We start from the raw sequence: 14,347 nt of genomic DNA, 5'->3' as shown, positions 1-14,347 counted from the left end.
CAGTGTATGGTGCGAGCGCCGTTCGTCGATTGGGGAGATCAAGTATGGACACGCCGGATCCCGCACCGAGGTCGGGCCGCGGTTGGGTCGAGTGGGTCACCGGGCTCGCCGGTGCGCTCACCCTCGGGGCGCTGGGCGCCGGCCTCGGCGGCTGGCTCGCCTGGCAGCCGTCCGACGACCTGCCCGCGGACCGGTTCGCGCTGGAGATCGTCCAGCCGCTGGTGCCGGGCACCCGCCTGCACGCCCCGGACCGGCGGCACGAGCCACCGTTCGGCTACGACCCGCCGTACGAGGGCGTGCAGGCGCTGCTGCTCGGCGGCGACGACTACAACGGCGGCTACGTCGTCTACCACGTCGACCCTCCGGCGCAGAACGTCACGGGCGCGATCGGCGTCGCCCGGGAGGCGCTCGTCAAGGACCGCTACTGGAAGGTCGACACCCGCGCCCCGGACCTGCCCGGCCAGGCCGAGGGCGTCACCGCGGTCAGCCGCCACCTGGTCGTGCAGGTGTACCAGGAAGGGGCCGGCGGGCTCGTCCTGGAGATCGGCCGGCGGGAGCCGTCGGTGGTCGCCCCGCTGGTCGCCCTCTTCGGCCTGGTCGGGTTCGCCCTCGGCTGGGTCGGGATGCGCCGGGCCGTGGGCAGCGGCCGGGTGGCGGCCGGGACCGCCTGGGCCGGCGTCGGGTTCCTGGCGCCGTGCACCCTGCTGACGTACGCGGTCGTCGCCACGATGTACCTGGCGCCGGTGACCGAGCCGATCGCGTCCTGGGACGCCTACACCGGCATCGGCTTCCGCCTCCTGGCCAACATCGGGGTCCTGCTGCTGCTCGCCGCCACGGCCGTGTGGTTTTCGGATTCGCGGCGCCGCCTTCCGCTGCCCTGACCGTGTGGTCTTCGCTCGATTCGCGGGCGTCGCTGGCCGTTTCGGCAGGGCGGGCCGCACCTTCGGCGACTGGCAACGCCGGTGAATGCCCGGCTACGGTGAGCGTCCGCTGTTGCCTCCATGGATGGATGCTGTGACCGCTCCCGCGGAACGACCCGTGCTCTCCCCTGAAGTCGCCGGGCGCACGCCGACGACCGTGACCCTCGCGAACGGGTTCTCCCGGATCAGTTCGCCGGTCACGATCCTCGTCGCCGGGGCGCCCGGAGCGGGCAAGGACATGCTCTGCGACTCGTGGACGACGGCGCAGCGGGGCAGTCCCGACCCGACCGAGATGAGCGACGACCGCGAGGACATGAACTTCGTCGTCGCGCGGTCCAGGACCATGTGGTTCCCGAAGCGGACCAAGGTCACCCTGACGATCGTGCCCGGCCAGGCGAGCCGCGACATGAACTTCGTCGTCGCGCGGTCCAGGACCATGTGGTTCCCGAAGCGGACCAAGGTCACCCTGACGATCGTGCCCGGCCAGGCGAGCCGCGAGCGGACCAGGACCTTCGGCGACCGGCTCATGCCCGGCCACACGACGATGGGCGCGGTCTACGTGACCTGCTGGGGGCACAACGAGATCTGGGACACCCGCGGCGACGCCGCGCTGGTCCGCAAGGTGCTGCGCACGACCGCCGGCAGCCCCGGCCACCGGCTCGCCGAGGACCACCTGAAGAAGCTGCGGGAGCTGCTGCTCAAGCGTGAGGAGCAGGACCTGGAGGACGCGCTGCAACGCCTCGCGGCGTCCTGGGTCCGCAACCCGGCCGGCGGCCGGCCGCGGTTCCTCATGGTCGCCGTCAACAAGGCCGACCTCTTCTGGTCCCGGATCGACGAGGCGCTGGAGTACTACCGGACCTCGGCGTTCGGTCGGCGGCTGGCGGCGTTCGGCCGCCGGTTCGGCCTCGAGGTCGACGTCGTCGCGGTGAGCACCGGACCGCAGCGCTGGGACCCCGACCCGCTGCTGGCCTGCAGCGTGGAGCCGGACCTGGAGCCGGCCGACTCGCTGGTCCTGCTGACCGAGTTCTTCGCCCGTCTGGAGGCGCACTGTGGCGTTCGGTGAGGCCGGCTCCCGGGAACCAACCGGCGCCGAGTTCGAGGAGTACCTGGCCACCGCCGAGCGTCTCCTGCGCGACTCGGACGCCCTGCGCCGCCGGGGCGCGACCGCCCGGATCGCGGGGTCCGCGGCGTCCATCCTGCTGCTGCCGGTGGTGGTCGCCGTCGCCATGGCGGCACGGACGGACGCCGTGAGCCTGGTCGTCACCGCGCTGGTGTGGCTCGGCGCCTCCCTCGCCGCCACGCGGGTGGTGCGGCAGCTGGTCGTCGCCGCCGCCCGGGAGCAACTATCCCGCGACTCCGAGGCCGCGGCCCGGATCGCCCGGCTGCTCAGCGACGTGCTGCCGATCATCGCGGAGGACGAGGGCTGGACCCACATCCGCGTACGGGTGGCGGAGAGCCGGCTGGCCCGCCTGCCGCTGGGCGTGGAGGACCGCTGATGAAGGGCCCCTCACCGGAAGCCGTCGGCCGCGCAGCCGACTGGTCGGCGGTCCTCGCCATCGTGGTCACCGGCTCGGTCTTCGTGCTGAAGCACTTCGGCCCCTGGGACCCCGACACCGACGCCGGGGACCTGCTGCTCGTCGGCATCTGCGCGACGGTCCTGGGCGTCCGGGTCGTCTGGCGCCTCCTCAGCCCGGTCTCCGACGACGGCGTGCACTTCGAGACGGGCGGCGGCCGGAGCTGGCTGTTCCTGGCCCTGTTCGCAGGCACGCTGATGGCCGCCGGCGGGGTGGTCGCCGTGGTGTGGGCGCTGATCGCCGGAAAACAGGGCGGCACACCCACGTAGCCCCCGGCTCGCGATTCATCGGCCGCCCCGTCGAACCGGCGCGGCGCGAACCGATCTGAGCGCCGACGACCGGCGTGGCGCGAGCTGATCAGGGGACGGACGACCGGAGTGCGCCGGCGCGGTTTGTCGCCGATGCAGCCTCTTCGTGGCGGCCGGTGCGGCGTGTTCGTGGTGGCCGGCGGCGCGATCACCGCAGGCGATTCCATGCGACCTGCTGGGTGCAGCGGACCCCGTCGCCGTGGTGGGTGCGGCGGACCGCGTCGCCGTGGCGCGACCTGCCGGAGCGGCACATGCCGTGGAAACGCCCATACCAGCGGTTCCGGCGGTCGGCGACTGTCGAGTTCACGGGACATGACCACGGTCATCCCGAACCCCACGATCAGCCCGCCCCCACGATCAGCCCGCCCCCACGATCAGCCCGCCGACGCGATCAGCCCGCCAACCAGAAGCGAAGCGACCGGCCCGGCGGCAGACCACCGCCGCCGACCGGAAGCGATGCGACCGGCCCGGCGGCAGACCACCGCCGCCGACCGGAAGCGATGTGACCGGCTGGTGGCAGACCACCGAACGACGCGAGCCGCGTGTGGCGGACATGACCGTCCTCGCCGATCCCGGCAGGCCCCTCGACGACATCGTCGCGGGTGAGTTCGGTTCGCAGTTGGCAGCTGCGGGTCTCGACCTCGGCCGGTGTTTCCGGCAGGCGGTGGGCTGTGCTGGGCCGGTCGGCGAGGCCGGCGTCGCCTTCGGCGCGACGGTCGGTGCGGCCGGCGTCGGCCTCGGCGCGCCAGCGGGCTGGCCCCGTGTAGCCGGTCGCTGGCGCGTCATGTTCTTCTGCTGCGGTCGCTGGCGCGCCGAGTTCCGCTGCTGGACGCGCGCGTGATGCGCGAGGGCGGGCGGCACGTCGGCGGCGGTCACGGGTCGGAGGCGGATGGTGGCACGTCTAAGCGGATGGCGCTACCGGAGCGGCGCCGACCGCTTCACTAAGCACCGTAACGCATGCCACCTAATTGATCTTCAATGGCGTAGCGTCGAAACTACCAAGTGTAGGAGTCGTAGTTCAGGCGGGTTCGTGGCTCAGCTGCTGGATGCGGATGAGGTTGCCGGCGGGGTCGCGGACGGCGCAGTCGCGGACGCCCCAGTGCTGGTCGGTCGGCTCCTGGACGATGTCGGCGTCGTGCTTCTGGAGGCGTTCGAACACGCTGTCGAGGTCGTCGGTGGCGAGGTTCACGCCGGAGTACGTGCCCTTCGCCATCATCTCGGTGATGGTGCGGCGCTCGTCGTCGGTGACGCCGCTGCCGGGGACGGCGACGGGCTCCAGGACGAGCGACGTGCCGGGCTGGCCGGCGGGGCCGACGGTGATCCAGCGCATGCCCTCGTAGCCGGTGTCGCCGCGGACCTCGAAGCCGAGGACGTCGCGGTAGAAGGTCAGGGAGGCGTCGGCGTCGGTGTGCGGCAGGAACGATGAGTGAATGACGATGTCCATACCGGTCACGCTATGTGAGAACGGGATGCGTCTGCTTCTTGATTCCTGACCAGATGCGAGACCGCCGGAGCGGCGGCCCTGGTCAGGAATCAAGAAGCCCGGTCAGGAATCAAGAAGGATGGCGGACCGGGCGGGTCGCCTGCTTGGCGACGCACGGGGACATGCCCTCCGTCGCCGAAGCGGCCTGGGCCCGGTACGCGCTCGGCGGCATCCCGACCAGCTCGGTGAACCGGGTGCTGAACGTGCCCAGCGACGAGCAGCCGACGGCGAAACACACCTCGGTGACGCTGAGGTCGCCGCGGCGCAGCATCGACATCGCGCGTTCGATCCGGCGGGTCATCAGGTAGCTGTACGGTGACTCGCCGTACGCGGCGCGGAACTCGCGGCTGAGGTGGCCCGCCGACATGTGGACGCCGCGGGCGAGGGCCTCCACGTCGAGCGGCTGCGCGTAATCACGGTCGATGCGGTCACGGACGCGGCGCAGCCGGACCAGGTCGCTGAGGCGCTGCGCCGATAGGGTCACGCCCGGAATCGTGCCACAGTGCGGGGGTGCCCGACGCCATCTTCACCCATCCGCGCCTCGCCGCGATCTACGACACGTTCGACGGCGACCGCGCCGATCTCGACCTGTACCTGGGCATCGTCGAGGAGTTCCAGGCCGCTCGTGTCCTCGACATCGGGTGCGGCACGGGCTGCCTCCCGCACCTGCTGGCAGCGTGCGGCAAGCAGGTGACGGCGGTCGATCCGGCGCAAGCATCACTGGAGGTGGCGCAGGCCAAGACAACGACACCCGGCATCACCTGGATCCTCGGCGACGCCACCAGCATCCCAAGCGATACGCCGAAGGCGGACCTGGCCACCATGACCGGCAACGTCGCCCAGGTGTTCCTGGAGGACCGGGACTGGGCCGCGACCCTGCGCGGCATCCACGACGCCCTGCGGCCCGGCGGCGTGCTGGTGTTCGAGACCCGCCGCCCCGAGTGCCGCGCCTGGGAGGGCTGGGCGCGGGACCCCGGGCCGCACACGCGTGACGTGCCCGGGGTCGGCGTCGTGGAGGAACGCAGGACGGTGACCGAGGTCCGGCCGCCGTTCGTGTCGTTCCGCTACACGTACACCTTCCAGAACGGCGAGACGGTGCACTCCGACTCCACGCTCCGCTTCCGCGACCGGCAGGAGGTCACGAGGTCGCTCGACGACGCCGGGTTCACGGTCCTGGACGTGCGCGACGCGCCCGACCGGCCCGGCCTGGAGTACGTGTTCATAGCCGCACGGTGACGGTCTTCGGGCGCTGGTACTCCGCGAGCGCCAGGACGCTCAGGTCGGTGCCGTGCCCGGAGCCGCGCCGGCCGCCGTGCGGCAGCTCCGCGGTCTGCTCCAGGTGACAGTTCACCCACACCTCGCCGCAGTCCAGCAGGCCGGCGACCCGCAGCGACGGCCCGACCGCGGTGCCCCACACGCTGGCGGCGAGGGCCTGCGGCACGGAGTTGGCGAGGGCGACCACGCCGTCGAGGTCGTCCGCCGCCTGTACCGTCAGCGCCGGCCCGAACATCTCCTGCGTGACGGCCGGGTCGTCCGGCGGCAGGTCGGCGAGGATCAGGCCGGCCCGCCAGAACCCGTCGGCCTCGCCGGAGCCGACCGCCAGGGCGCCGGAGCGGCGCACGCCGGCCGCGGACGAGGAGACGATCGCGTCGAAGCGGGCGAGCTGGGCGGCGTTGTTCAGCGGCCCGAAGTCGGGGCCGGCGCGGCGGGCGAGCATGGCGGCGGCGAGCCCGTCGACGACCTCGTCCAGGTGGGAGCGCAGCGTGATGACGCGGGCAGGGGCGGCGCAGCTCTGCCCGGCGTTGTACGTGCACGCGCCGACCAGCTCGTCGTAGGTGAACGGGGGCGCGTCGGGCAGGACGACTGCGGCGCAGTTGCCGCCGAGCTCCAGGCTGACCCGGCGCAGCCCGGCCCGGGCGACGACGTCGAGCCCGCCGGCCTGGCTGCCGGTGAAGGCGACCGCGTCGACGTCGGCGCCGACGAGCAGCCGCCCGGTGTCGCGGTCGCCGGGCAGCGCGACCAGCACGCCCGCGCCGAGCGTCGAAGCGGCGTGCGAGGCCAGCAGCACCGCGGTGTCGGGGGTGGTCTCGGCCGGCTTCAGCACGACGGCGTTGCCGGCGGCGAGCGCCGGACCGAGCCGCCACGCCGCCATGAGCAGCGGATAGTTCCACGGTACGATCGCCGCCACGACTCCGAGCGGCTCCCACCGCACCCAGCTCTCCCGGCCGGGGAGGCGGTGCCCGGCGGCCGGGGTGAGGTCGGCGCGGACCGCGCCGGCGTAGAAGCGCAGCACGTCGGCGGCGTTCAGCACCTCCGCCCGGGCGTCCGAGGCGGGCTTCCCGGTGCCCGCGACCTCGGCCGCGACGTACGCGTCGAGGTGCTGCTCGATGAGCGCGACCAGCGCGAGGAGCCGGTGCGAGCGCTCCTTCGCGGTCAGTCCGGCCCAGGCGGGCAGGGCGGCGCGGGCGGCGGCGACGGCCGCCGACACCTCGGCGGGGCCACCGCAGTCCAGGCGGCTGCGGATGTGGCCGGTGCGCGGGTCGGGAAGGTCAACGAAGTTCACACGACATCGTAGGCACGCAGCCAGAGCTCGAGCGTGAGCACCAGCCACACCTTGCCGCCCTGGCGGGGCAGCAGCGCACCCTCGCCGCGCAGCCAGGCGCGGATCGTGACGGGGTCGAACAGGCCGCTGGTGCGGCTGCCGAGCAGCACGTCGTCGGCGAGCTCCTTCAGCGGCCCGCTCAGCCACTGCTGGACCGGCACCCGCATGCCGCTCTTGGGGCGGTCGATGATGGTCGCCGGCAGCAGGTCCCGGACCGCCTCTTTCAGGATCCATTTCTCGTCGGTACCGGCGAGCTTCAACCTCGGCGGGACCGTGAACGCGTGGTCGATCACCTGGCGGTCGAACAGCGGCGCGCGCCCCTGCAGCCCGCGCGCGGCGGTGAGCCGCTCGACCTTCGTGAGGATGTGGTGGGCGCCCTTGGTTCGCAGGTTGCAGTGCAGCAGCCGGTTCAGGTGGGAGCGCATCGTGCCGGGGGACAGGTACGGCGCGACGAAGCGCTCCGGCCCGGGCTCGCCGTCCAGGGCGCGCAGCGTGTCCGCGGTCAGCAGCGCCGGCAGGTCGCCGTAGCACTTGCGGTAGGAGCGCAGGTACGCCAGGGACCGCGCGTCCGGGGACGGGTCGTCGCGGTGCAACTCGTACAGCAGCATCGGCAGGTTCTTCGGGCCGCCGAAGACCGGGTCGCCGCCCTCGCCGTTGAGCACGACCCGCATCCCGTCGCCGGCGACCGCTTCGGCGAGCATCAGGTTGGGCACGGTCAGCGGGTCGCCGACGGGGCTGTCCAGCAGCGCGACCGTGTCCGCGAGCCGCGCCGCGACCGCCTCGCCGGAGACGCTGAGGATCTGGTGGCGGGTGTTGCAGTGGGCGGCGACGAGCCCCGAGTACGCCAGCTCGTTCGGCAGCTCATGACCGAAGCTGATGCTGTACGTGCGGACCTCCTGGTCGTGCAGCTTCGCCGCGAGCGCGGTGACGAGGCTGCTGTCGACGCCGCCGGACAGCAGGACCGCGGCGGGTTCGGCCTGCGGCAGGCGCAGGCTCGTCGCCCGCTCCAGCAGCGCCCGCAGCGTCGCGGCGTGCCCGTCGGCGGTGGGCGCCTCGTCGATCGCCTCGGTCGCCTCCCAGTACACCTCCTCCCGGACGGTGCCCTCGTGGCCGGCTCCGCCGCGCAGCCGCACGATCCGGCCGGGGAGCACCTCGTGGACGCCGCGCAGGAGCGTCTCGTCGCCGGGCAGGTACGCGAACGTGAGGAACGACCGCACGGCGGCGAGGTTCAGGCCGGTGCTCAGGTCCGGCCAGTGCCGCAGCGCCCGCAGCGACGTCGACACGGCCCAGGTGCCGGACCCGGACCGGGCGTGGAAGGCGGTGCGCGCCCCGACGTGGTCGCGGACGACGACGAGGTCGGTGCCGTCGGCGACGACCAGGACGAACATGCCGTCGGCCGCGCGGACACCGGCGGCGCCGAGCCGGGCGTACACCCGCAGCAGCAGCGCGCCGTCGGGGGTGTCCGGCGGTGCGGGGTCGCCGGCCTTCGCGAGGGCCGCGAGCAGCTCGCCGCGGTTGTGCAGGACGACCTCGCCGACGGCTCGCAGGTCACCGACGGTGAACGGCCCCTCCGCGAATCCCGGCTCGCCGTCCACGATGCCGAGCGAGACCGGTCCCGCCGAGGCGACCGGCCGGGCGCCGAGCCCGGTCAGCGCCTGCGGGTCACCGAGCGTCGCCGCGATGCGTGCCACGGGGTCCTCCTGTCCGTTCTTTGTTGCTGTTCCTGTGCTTGCGGCTCAGCCGAAGTCGTCGTCGGAGCCGCTGTCGCCGTCGTTGTCGTCGGACCAGCTGCCTCCGTCGTCGCCGCCGCCTCCGTCGCCGGAGGAGGACTGCTGTTGCTGCTGGGCCTGGCGGCGCAGCTCCTCCTCCTCGATCGGCGACATCATCAGCGGCGGCGCGACGACCGCGCCGAGCAGCGCGCCGGCGCCGACCGCGGCGAGGATCGCCCCGGTGCGGCCGCCGAACGAGGTGCGGTTCACCGTCAGCGTGCCGTCGCCCCAGGCGGTGCGGCCGTAGCCCTGGTCGCGGCCGTACACGACCTGGCCGGTGCTGTAGGTGCGCTTGATGATGCGGTTGCCGAGGATCTCGTCGATGCCGCTGCGGCCGGAGTTGTCCTGCCACTGCACGTAGTGGTCGCCGGCGCGGCGGCGCCACTCCTCCCGGCCGTCGGCGAAGCGGCGATGGACGCTGCGGTCGCTGAGCAGCTCGTCGGTGAACTGGATCTCCCGGTAGTGGCTCACAGCTCTCCTGTCATGCGGCGGGCCAGGTCATGAAGCCCGCGGCCTGCAGCTGCCGGAGGCGGGCGGATCGGCGGCGCGTCCGGGACTGCCCCCGGACCAGGCGGTGCACGGTGCGCAGCAGGCGGGCCGGGTTGACGGCGGCGACCTCGACCGTGTGACCGGCCCGCAGCCGGCGCACCTCCCACGGCTCCAGCCCGGCCGGCGCGTCCAGGTCCGCGGCGGTGGCCCGCGGGCCGGTGGTCAGGTTTCGTGAGGACGTGGTCAGCTTTTGCGAGGACGTGGTCAGCTTTTGCGAGGACGTGGTCAGGTGCAGCGCCGCGGCGTGCACCGGTCGCAGCCCCAGCGGGTGGACGCGCAGCTCGCCGGCCCACTCGCGGACGGCGTCGACGGTCGCGTACCCGGCGGCGCTCGCGTCGTGCAGCACGAAGACGGCCGCGTCGCCGGCACGCCGCAGCGCGTCGGTCAGGCGCGGGTCGAGCGGCAGGTCCCGCTCCGCGAACACCGGGCACGCCGACTCCATGTGCAGCTCGTTGGCGAGCAGCATCCCGGCGATCGCCGCGTCCTGGCAGACGAGGAGCCGGGGGAGGCCGTAGTCGTACAGGTCGGGCACGTCGTCGCCGGGCACGGCCGTCCGCCCGGCGGGATCGTCCAGGAGACCCGGGACGGGGCCGTGCCGGTCCAGCGCCGCGACGAACCGGTCGTAGCCGACGGGCGCGGGCAGCGTGAACCGCAGCCGGCGCGGCAGCCGGTGCAGCGGCAGCAGGCCCCGGCACACCTCGTAGTACAGCTGCCGGCGGGTGAACCGGATCCGTCCCGGCGCCCCGGCCCGTACCGCCGCCGACGCCAGCGCCCGGTCGAGGGTGCTCACTCGCCCGGCCACGTCATGAAGCCGACCGCCATCGCGGCCTTCTCGTCCCGGTCGGGCCCGGTGGACGTGCGCAGGTGCTCGGCGACCTTCTTGACCCGGGCCAGCAGCTGCGCCGGGCGCAGCGCCGCGACCGGCGACGACCAGCCCTCGCCGAGCCAGTCCAGCTCCTTCGGCGTGAGGTCGGTCTGCGCCTTCAGCCACGCGACCCGCTCCGGCTGCCGGGCCTTCGTCCGCAGCTTGAACGGGTCCTTCGCCGCGAGCACGGTCCGTGGCCGCAGGCCCAGGTCGACGACCCGCCGGCCGCGCAGCTCGTGCCGGGTGGTCGCGAGGAACACCTCACCGTCGAGGCTCGCGTCGCGCAGCACCGCGACCGGGACCGACGGTGGCAGCGCGGCCACGTTCGCGACGAGCGCGGCGTTGAAGTAGCGCTCGACCTCGTTGACGCGCAGGCAGGCGAGCACGGACGGGTCCGGGGACAGGATCGCGAACGCCGGCTGCTGCGGCGGCGGCCCGGGCCGCACGTGCGCCTCGTCGATGATGCCGCCGGGCGGCTTCAGGTAGATCCGGCTCCAGCCGCCGAGGATCTCCTTGCGGAACTGGTCCAGCGGCATCTTCACGGCGACCTCGCGTTTGAGGACGCCGGCCAGCCGCAGCACGACGATCACGATACCGATGGTGAGCAGCGCCCCGCCGACGATCGTGAGCGGCAGCACGTCACCGAAGACGCCGACGGCGAGCAGGATGGTGCCGATCAGCAGCGGCACGACCACGCCGCAGCCGGCGGTGCCGTCGTTGGCGGCCTTGTTGGTCTTGCGGGCGGCCGCGTACCAGAGCTGCGTCACCGTGTACCAGTGGTTGTCCTCGCTGAGCTTCCCGGTGAGCCGGCGCACCTTCACGTCGTGCAGCGCGAGCGGGTTCTCCTTCGGCTCGAACACGAACGACTTCCGGCACTTGCCGCACTTCTTGCCGGTGCGTTCGGTGCGCTTCAGGTTGGCGGTGCAGTGCGGGCAGATCATGCCGATCCCTCCAGACGCACGGCGAGACGGCGGGCGGCCCGGGCCGCCCGCTCCCGCAAGGTCATCCCACCCGGTGACGGCGCCCCGCCGACGGCGCGCAGCGCCTTCGCGAGGGCCGGATAGTCCAGTTCGCCGTGGTGCGGGGGCTCCGCGGCGGCGCGGCGCTCCGCCTCCTCGGCGGTGATCGCGTAGTCCTTGTGGTCGATGCCGAAGCCGGTGTTGGCGGCGAGGATCAGCAGCCGGCCGTCGCCCCGGTTGATGAACGAGTGCGGCAGCAGCGCCGGGATGCGGAGCATGACGCCCGGCGTCAGCCGCACCGTCACCGCCTCCTGCCGCTCGTCGTCGTAGAGCCCGCACGCCGCGTAGCCGAGGCTCAGCACGAAGTGCTCCCCGCCGTGCGCGTGCGGCGTGAACGCGCTGTGCCCCCGCATCAGGCCCAGCTTGTAGGTCGCGTTGCTGGGCCGCTCCGGCGACGTCAGCGCGTCGCCGATGAGATACCGGGCGTGCTGCCCGCTGTCGATGAACGGCAGCAGCTCCGCCGGGTCGAGCAGGTCGCCGCGGCCGGTCCGGGACGTCAGCAGCGCCGTGCCGTCGGCGGTCAGCGAGTACACCTCGACCCCGGCCGGGAGTCCGCCGTCGTTCACTGAGCCCTTCACACTGGGCACTGTACGAAACGCGAACACCCCGCGCACTAAGCTGTCCGGCCGGTGACCGGGGGATGCCACCCACATGAACGGGGGTTGCCTGTGCGGCGCTACGGGGTGCCGGCGGACATGATCGAAGAGTCCACGCGGCTGCGCCTCGCGGGCGACTGGCGCGGCGCGTGCGCGGTGGCGAACGTCGCCGTCGAGCTCGACCTGGCGGCCGTCGCCGACCGGCACGGCGCGGACGTCGCCGGCCGGGTCGCCGACGACCTCGCCCACCTGGTGCCGGACCTGCTGCGCTGGCACCTGCCGCTCAGGCCCGAGCCGCTCAACGGCGCCCGCGCGGTGACGCCGCTCGCCCTGTACGAGGGCGGCGTCGGCCTGACCGTGCACGGCCCGGACGTGACCGACCAGCCACAGCGGCTGCGGCTGCGCGCCGAGCCGGTCGCCGCCGGTCACGTGGAGCACGGCCTGCACCTGAACCGGGAACGCTGGGACGACCGGCACACCACCGAGCTGCTGGCCCGCTGCGGCGGCCGCACCCGGCTGCCGTTCTTCACCGCCGCCGGGACGCCGCTGCCCGTGGCGGAGCTCGGCCGCGACGACCACGAGGGCCGCTCCGAACGCGCCACGCAGCTGCTCGCGAAGGGGCGGATCGCGGCGGCGTGGGACGAGGCCGGGTTCGACGTCGACGCGCCCGAGCACCTGCTGCGGCACTACCGTCCCGGCCTCACGATGCTCGCCGAACGCGCCCGGCACCTGGCGGAGACGACGGGCGGCGACGTCGTCCTGGCGCCGATGCCGTCGTTCCTCGGGATGCTGCTCGACCGTCTCGACGGGCCCCGGCCCCGCGTGCGGGTCGTGCCCACGCACAACGGCCCGCCGGCGGGCGTGCCCGCCCTGCCCCGCGCCGCCCAGCACTGGCCGTCCGTCCTCGACGAGCTGCGCGGCGGCGAGCTCGACCCGGCGCAGCTGCACCCGCTCGTCGGCGCCGCGCTCTTCCCGGCCCGCGGCACGCTTTTGTCGGCCCGCGACTCGCTCTTGTCGGCCCGCGGCTTTCCGACGATGCCGGCGCCTCCGCGGCTGCCCGGGCCGGTGGAGCTCAGCTGCGGCGGCACGTGGCATCAGGTCGCCGTCCGCGACGGGACGCTGCACGTGCCGCACCCGCCGGAGGAGCTGACCCGCGAGCTGGCCCTGCAGGCCCTGGCGGGCCGGGTCGAGCCGGGCTGCGCGGTCGCCGTCCGCGGCTGGCGGACCGCCGGCGGCTGGCTCCCGACACCGCTGCTGAAGCTGCGGTCACAGCTGCTGGAGTACGTCATGCACGGCGAGGCGACCGCGGTCGAGGCGCTCCTGGACGAGGGCCTGGACCCGAGGCTGCTGGACGCGCACGGCCGGACTCTCGTGCACCTGCTGCCGTGGCTGTTCCCCGCCGGCGCGCGGCTGCGGGTCCTGGACCGGCTCCTGGCCGCCGGCCTCGACGCCGGCGCCCGCGACCGGCTGGGCCGCACGCCGCTGCACTTCGCGGTCCGCCGCGGCGCGTCGCCGACCCTCATCCGGGCGCTGCTCGCCGCGGGCGCCGACCCCGCCGCCACGGACCACGCCGGCCAGACCCCGGTGGACGCCGCTCCGACGCCGGCGGTGGCCCGCCTCCTGACCGGGTTTTCTGTCGTACCTCCGCGGTAGGTTCTGGGCATGACGGGGATCGTTTACGTGCACCGGGTCCGCCCCATCGGCGGGCCGTCGTGGCTCAGCAGCCGCCCACGCCGAAGTCGAGCACGACCCGGGCGGTGCCGCCTGGCCAGGTGACCTCGACCGGCAGGCAGACCGCCTCCCGCACCGCGAAGCCGCCGGCGAACTCGCTCGCGGGCGGCTCCGACGCCGCGCCGCAGGCGGCGAAGGAGACGGTGTCGTCGAGGCCGTTGCGGTACGTGAGGGCGGCGACCTCACGCCGGGCGGCCGGCACGGTGACCGTCGCGGGTGTGCCGCCACGCAGCCGCAGCGCCACCTTGAACCGGCGCCAGCCCTGCGCGTCCGGGGTCCGTTCCGCGAAGCCGGCCCGGTCGCCCCAGCGGTAGTCGAGCGCCCCGAACGCGGCCGGCCCCGCCCCGGGCGCCGCCCGCCACGCGTCGTCACCCAGCCCGACACTGACCAGACTCGCACAGTCCCGCTGGACCACCTGCGCCGCGGACACGGACGCCGGAGCTGCGGAGACGGGCGGCTGCGCCGTGGAGACGGACGCCGGTGCCGTGGAAGCGGTCGGCGACGGTCGCGGCTCCGACACCGGTGCGGTGGTGCACGCCGACAGCAGCAGCGCGCCGACCAGCGTCACCACCCGCATCCGCCGCAGCGGCAGCGCGCCGGCCCCCGCCGCCGTCCGCGTTGGTCTCGGCGGCAGGGCGCCGGTCGGCGTTGCTGTCGGTGTCGGCCTCAGCGGCTGTGCGTTGGCCGGCGCTGCCACCCGCATCCGTGTCTGCGTTGGTCTCGGCGGGAGGGTGCCGGCCGGCGTCGCGGTCCGCGTTGGTCTCGGCGGCTGCGCGTTGGCTGGCGCTGTCACGCGCATCCGCGTCTGCGTTGGTTTCGGCGGGAGGGTGCCGGTCGGCGTCGCGGTCCGTGTTAGTCTCGGCGGCTGCGCGTTGGCTGGCGCTGTCACGCGCATCCGCGTCTGCGTTGGTTTCGGCGGGAGGGTGCCGGA

17 protein-coding genes are annotated in these 14,347 nt (G+C 74.0%); 8 read left to right on the top strand and 9 right to left on the bottom strand.

Going from position 1 to position 14,347, the window contains the following annotated elements:
* Positions 1–44 precede the first annotated feature (44 nt).
* From AB0J72_RS54475 to AB0J72_RS54455, 5 genes are all read left to right on the top strand, one after another.
* Positions 45–881, top strand: a complete 837-nt coding sequence (locus tag AB0J72_RS54475) for a hypothetical protein (protein WP_363415739.1) — start codon at positions 45–47, stop codon at positions 879–881.
* A 157-nt stretch (positions 882–1,038) separates the two neighbouring features.
* Positions 1,039–1,983 carry a hypothetical protein gene (locus tag AB0J72_RS54470; RefSeq protein WP_363415737.1) on the top strand — a complete coding sequence of 315 codons (945 nt, stop codon included), beginning with the start codon at positions 1,039–1,041 and terminating at the stop codon, positions 1,981–1,983.
* The gene (locus AB0J72_RS54465; protein WP_363415734.1) at positions 1,970–2,416 is read left to right on the top strand and encodes a hypothetical protein; all 447 of its coding nucleotides are present in this window, start codon (positions 1,970–1,972) and stop codon (positions 2,414–2,416) included. The genes AB0J72_RS54470 and AB0J72_RS54465 overlap by 14 nt, the downstream gene beginning before the upstream one ends.
* Positions 2,416–2,763, top strand: a complete 348-nt coding sequence (locus AB0J72_RS54460) for a hypothetical protein (RefSeq protein ID WP_363415731.1) — start codon at positions 2,416–2,418, stop codon at positions 2,761–2,763. The genes AB0J72_RS54465 and AB0J72_RS54460 overlap by 1 nt, the downstream gene beginning before the upstream one ends.
* A gap of 541 nt (positions 2,764–3,304) precedes the next feature.
* Positions 3,305–3,643, top strand: coding sequence for a hypothetical protein (locus AB0J72_RS54455; RefSeq protein WP_363415728.1), 339 nt, complete (start codon positions 3,305–3,307; stop codon positions 3,641–3,643).
* A 177-nt stretch (positions 3,644–3,820) separates the two neighbouring features.
* Here the strand turns inward: AB0J72_RS54455 and AB0J72_RS54450 are convergent, their stop codons facing one another.
* Entirely contained in the window at positions 3,821–4,246 is a 426-nt protein-coding gene (locus AB0J72_RS54450; protein WP_363415725.1) for a VOC family protein, read from the bottom strand.
* A gap of 109 nt (positions 4,247–4,355) precedes the next feature.
* Positions 4,356–4,769, bottom strand: a complete 414-nt coding sequence (locus AB0J72_RS54445) for a helix-turn-helix transcriptional regulator (RefSeq protein ID WP_363415722.1) — start codon at positions 4,767–4,769, stop codon at positions 4,356–4,358.
* A 26-nt stretch (positions 4,770–4,795) separates the two neighbouring features.
* Between AB0J72_RS54445 and AB0J72_RS54440 the strand changes: the two genes are divergently transcribed.
* The gene (locus AB0J72_RS54440) at positions 4,796–5,521 is read left to right on the top strand and encodes a class I SAM-dependent methyltransferase (protein ID WP_363415719.1); all 726 of its coding nucleotides are present in this window, start codon (positions 4,796–4,798) and stop codon (positions 5,519–5,521) included.
* Here AB0J72_RS54440 and AB0J72_RS54435 read toward each other — a convergent pair.
* From AB0J72_RS54435 to AB0J72_RS54410, 6 genes are read right to left on the bottom strand one after another with little or no spacing between them, the layout of a single operon-like run.
* Complete coding sequence (locus AB0J72_RS54435; protein ID WP_363415716.1) at positions 5,505–6,848, bottom strand: aldehyde dehydrogenase family protein; 1,344 nt, start codon at positions 6,846–6,848, stop codon at positions 5,505–5,507. The genes AB0J72_RS54440 and AB0J72_RS54435 overlap by 17 nt on opposite strands.
* On the bottom strand, positions 6,845–8,578 hold the full coding sequence (locus AB0J72_RS54430) for an asparagine synthase-related protein (RefSeq protein ID WP_363415713.1): 1,734 nt from the start codon (positions 8,576–8,578) through the stop codon (positions 6,845–6,847). The genes AB0J72_RS54435 and AB0J72_RS54430 overlap by 4 nt, the downstream gene beginning before the upstream one ends.
* Before the next feature lie 45 nt (positions 8,579–8,623).
* On the bottom strand, positions 8,624–9,127 hold the full coding sequence (locus AB0J72_RS54425) for a hypothetical protein (RefSeq protein ID WP_363415710.1): 504 nt from the start codon (positions 9,125–9,127) through the stop codon (positions 8,624–8,626).
* Positions 9,128–9,137: 10 nt separating this feature from the next.
* Positions 9,138–10,007: a hypothetical protein gene (locus tag AB0J72_RS54420; RefSeq protein WP_363415707.1), complete on the bottom strand. Its 870-nt coding sequence runs from the start codon at positions 10,005–10,007 to the stop codon at positions 9,138–9,140.
* Positions 9,992–11,011, bottom strand: a complete 1,020-nt coding sequence (locus AB0J72_RS54415) for a hypothetical protein (protein ID WP_363415704.1) — start codon at positions 11,009–11,011, stop codon at positions 9,992–9,994. Before AB0J72_RS54415 ends, AB0J72_RS54420 begins: the two co-directional genes overlap by 16 nt.
* A complete protein-coding gene (locus AB0J72_RS54410; RefSeq protein ID WP_363415701.1) occupies positions 11,008–11,667 on the bottom strand; it encodes a hypothetical protein in 660 nt (219 codons plus the stop codon). Before AB0J72_RS54410 ends, AB0J72_RS54415 begins: the two co-directional genes overlap by 4 nt.
* A gap of 117 nt (positions 11,668–11,784) precedes the next feature.
* Here AB0J72_RS54410 and AB0J72_RS54405 point away from each other — a divergent pair, with 117 nt between their 5' ends.
* Positions 11,785–13,338 carry an ankyrin repeat domain-containing protein gene (locus AB0J72_RS54405; RefSeq protein WP_363415698.1) on the top strand — a complete coding sequence of 518 codons (1,554 nt, stop codon included), beginning with the start codon at positions 11,785–11,787 and terminating at the stop codon, positions 13,336–13,338.
* Between the two features lie 64 nt (positions 13,339–13,402).
* Here AB0J72_RS54405 and AB0J72_RS54400 read toward each other — a convergent pair whose 3' ends face one another.
* Complete coding sequence (locus tag AB0J72_RS54400; protein WP_363415695.1) at positions 13,403–13,846, bottom strand: hypothetical protein; 444 nt, start codon at positions 13,844–13,846, stop codon at positions 13,403–13,405.
* A 34-nt stretch (positions 13,847–13,880) separates the two neighbouring features.
* Here AB0J72_RS54400 and AB0J72_RS54395 point away from each other — a divergent pair.
* On the top strand, positions 13,881–14,347 hold a 467-nt coding region (locus AB0J72_RS54395), incomplete at its 3' end, for a hypothetical protein (RefSeq protein ID WP_363415692.1).

The organism is Dactylosporangium sp. NPDC049742 (assembly GCF_040674675.1).
In the GTDB taxonomy this organism is placed as follows: Bacteria; Actinomycetota; Actinomycetes; order Mycobacteriales; family Micromonosporaceae; genus Dactylosporangium; species Dactylosporangium maewongense.
This window is presented reverse-complemented; position numbering and strand designations above follow the sequence as displayed.